The 2600-nt window shown below is 62.6% G+C and carries 2 protein-coding genes; one reads left to right on the plus strand and one right to left on the minus strand.

The genetic code is table 11. The annotated features are described in order from the left end of the window. The first annotated feature begins 601 nt into the window (after positions 1-601). Positions 602-1162, plus strand: a complete 561-nt coding sequence (locus EXE47_RS18195; RefSeq protein ID WP_049932645.1) for a TATA-box-binding protein — start codon at positions 602-604, stop codon at positions 1160-1162. Positions 1163-1266: 104 nt separating this feature from the next. Here the strand turns inward: EXE47_RS18195 and EXE47_RS18200 are convergent, their stop codons facing one another. Beyond that, positions 1267-2472, minus strand: a complete 1206-nt coding sequence (locus EXE47_RS18200; protein WP_049932642.1) for a Cdc6/Cdc18 family protein — start codon at positions 2470-2472, stop codon at positions 1267-1269. Positions 2473-2600 lie beyond the last annotated feature (128 nt).

The following is a 2600-nucleotide window of genomic DNA, read 5'->3' on the forward strand; positions in this document are numbered from 1 at the left end:
AGGTTGACACACCATTGCATTGGTCTGTGTGGTGTCCGGTCCATCCAGCGGCTTGGATGACACCGAACGACCACGGCTCACATCAGATCGCCGCTTACGCCGGAGCGCAGGGGGCGCGATCCTCATCGGGTGAGTCGGATGAACCGACTCTGCGAAACCGGGCCGAGTTGAACGGCCCGAGTCCGCGGTGCGTTCTTCGCGTTTCAACCGAACGGGCTTATACACTTAAGCACGTCGGAACGCTTCGACCGGCCGCGTTGGCGGCCGGCCGGTGCCCCCCGTCAGGGGCTCCTCGCATTCATTCGAATGCCCGGGTTGTATTTAACCCCGTCGAAGCGTCGGCCCCACGTCATGCGGTTTCATGGAGCAGTTTACAACGAGCTGATCCAGTAGGGAGATTTGGTATCGGCAGGATCTCGCGACACTGGGCGATACGATCGGAACGTCTGAGAGCCGAACGTATCAGAAGTGTATCATGGAATCCAGGTTGCGGCGGCGGCCTCACGCGCGCGCAGGACAGGACACTATGTGCGGTGTGGGGCAGTTGGCCATTTATACCACGGGCGTTTATAAGGGAGGGGGACACATATAAAAGCGAACGATGACGAACCCTGCAGACTCGATCGAGATTCAGAACGTTGTTGCATCGACGGGTATCGGTCAGGAGCTCGACTTGGAGGCGCTCGCAGAGGATCTCCCGGGCGCAGATTTCAATCCCGACAACTTCCCCGGCCTCGTCTACAGGACTCAAGAGCCGAAGGCGGCCGCGCTCATCTTCCGGTCGGGGAAGATCGTCTGTACGGGTGCCAAGAGCATCGACGACGTCCACGACGCGCTCGGGATCATCTTCGAGAAGCTTCGGGGCCTCCAGATCCCGGTCGAGGATGATCCGGAGATCACCGTTCAGAACATCGTGTCGAGCGCGGACTTGGGGCACAACCTCAATCTCAACGCCCTCGCGATCGGGCTCGGTCTCGAAGACGTAGAGTACGAGCCGGAGCAGTTCCCCGGGCTCGTCTACCGGATGGACGAACCCGAGGTCGTCATCCTCCTCTTCGGAAGCGGGAAGATCGTCATCACCGGCGGTAAGCGGACTGACGACGCCGAGGAAGCCGTCGAGGAGATCGTCGAGCGGATCGAAGGACTCGGCCTGCTCGGCTGACGCGGGCGAATCGATCGGTCTGTGCGGGGCCTCGTCGCGGCGACGGCACGGTGCTCGTCGTAGAGCGGTGGCGGGGGGACCGTCGGGTGGCCGAACCGACTCGATCAGCTCTCGGCATCATCCTCGGTAAGGACCTCTTTGACGACGCTCGGGTCCTCGAGGAGTTGGTGCTTCGTGTAGCTTCCTTCGGCGCTACCGCCGCTGTGTTTCGACTGTTCGATGATGTCGAGGAACGCGTGCTCCTTCAGGAGGTCGCGGACGCGCCGTAGCGAGAGGCTATCGGATCCCTCCTGCCGGCAGATGTTCTCGTAGATTTCGTACACGCGGCTCGTGCGGAATCCGTCCTGACGACCGTTCGAGAGCGACAGTAGCGCGAGCGCCTGAAGCACATACCTCGAGTGCGGGGTGGACCCGCGAATGAGTTCGCGGAATCGGTCGGTCTCGGCTCGCTCGCGCGCCTGCGTGACGAACTCCTCACGAACAGTGGGTTCGCCGTTCGCCTGTGCGATCTCGCCCGCGTACCGGAGGATGTCGATAGCCTTCCGCGCGTCGCCGTGTTCGCGCGCCGCCAGCGCGGCGGCGCGCGGGATCGTCGAGGGTTCGAGAACGTCGTCGTGGAACGCGTCCGCCCGCGCCTGCATGATTTCCCTGAGTTGGTTCGCGTCGTACGGCGGGAAGACGAACTCGCGCTCACAGAGGCTCGATTTAACGCGCTCGTCCATCCGGTCTTTGTACTGGATCTTGTTGCTGATGCCGACGACGCCCAACTTACAGTCGGTGATCTTTCCCGCCTCGCCAGCGCGGGACAGTTGCATCAGGATGGCGTCGTCATCGAGCTTATCGATCTCGTCGAGCAGGATCAAGACGACGTCGTACCGCTGGTCGAGGATCCGCCAGAGTCGCTTGTAGTACGTGGACGTAGAGAGCCCCTTATCGGGGACGTTGATCCCGGTTTCCTCGGGGTCGTTGACGCCCTCGGCGATCGTCTGGACCGCTTGCGTCTCGGTGGTGTCCTGCGCGCAGTCGACGTAGGCGAACGTCGCCGTAACGCCCTCCTCGCTCGCGGTCGAGACGAGTCGCTTGGAGACGTACTTCGCGCACAGGGACTTCCCGGTGCCCGTCTTCCCGTAGATGAGGACGTTGCTCGGGCTCTGTCCGAAGATGGCCGGATTGACCGCCGTCGCCAGGTCGGCGATCTCGTCGTCGCGGCCGACGATGCGTCCCTCGCCCGGCAAGTGACTGATCTCGAGGAGTTCCTTGTTCGCGAAGATAGGGTCCTCCCTCGTGAAGAGGTCGTCCGCTGCGTCCATGAGGGAGACACCGTGTTTCCGGTGAAATGCGTTCTGTTTCGCGGCCACGTTCGGAGCGGAGCGAGGGACGGGTCGGTGGAGAGAGACACACACCGTGTTTCCGGTGAAAAGGGTGGTCGGCCGTGGGG

It is taken from the genome of Halorubrum sp. GN12_10-3_MGM, assembly GCF_005435235.1.
Lineage (GTDB): Archaea > Halobacteriota > Halobacteria > Halobacteriales > Haloferacaceae > Halorubrum > Halorubrum ezzemoulense.